This is a genomic window from Flavobacterium sp. HTF (genome assembly GCF_003105115.1).
In the GTDB taxonomy this organism is placed as follows: domain Bacteria; phylum Bacteroidota; class Bacteroidia; order Flavobacteriales; family Flavobacteriaceae; genus Flavobacterium.
In genome coordinates, this window is record NZ_QETH01000180.1 from 1 (window position 1) to 661 (window position 661).

The 661-nt window shown below is 48.0% G+C and carries 1 pseudogene; it reads right to left on the minus strand.

The window, feature by feature from the left end:
• Positions 1-661: pseudogene (locus DCO46_RS22960) on the minus strand (gliding motility-associated C-terminal domain-containing protein); the annotation flags it as partial.

A 661-nucleotide genomic window follows, 5' to 3' on the forward strand; every position in this document is an offset into this window, starting at 1 on the left:
TGAAGTTACCGTATCACAGTTGCCCGGATTGGTAATTTCACAAATGGTATATTCTACGTTGTAGTTTCCTGCCGGAGTGTTAGCCGCAACGGTCACTGTTCCATTGGCGTTTAGGGTAAGTCCTGTCGGAACGGTTACTCCAGTCAGTTTTACCTGTCCTGGATTGGTTCCGATTACAACCGGATTCCCGTTTAGGGTATCATTGCCAATAAGGGAAGCCGTTGTGCCGCCTGTGTTTCCATTGATGCTGGTTGTCGTTTCGGTTACAGCGTCGATTGTCGCTGCGCCTACTGTCACTACTGAAGTTACCGTATCACAGTTACCCGGATTGGTAATCTCACAGATTGTATATTCTACGTTATAGTTACCTGCAGGGGTGTTAGCCGCAACAGTTACTGTTCCGTTGGAGTTTAGGGTAAGTCCTGTCGAAACGGTTACTCCGGTCAGTTTTACCTGTCCTGGATTGGTTCCGATCACCACCGGGTTTCCGTTTAGGGTATCATTGGAAGTAAGGGAAACCGTTGTACCTCCTGTGTTTCCGTTGATGCTGGTTGTGGTTTCGGTTACAGCGTCGATTGTCGCTGCGCCTACTGCCACTACTGAAGTTACCGTATCGCAGTTGCCTGTATTGGTAATCTCACAGATGGTATATTCTACGTTG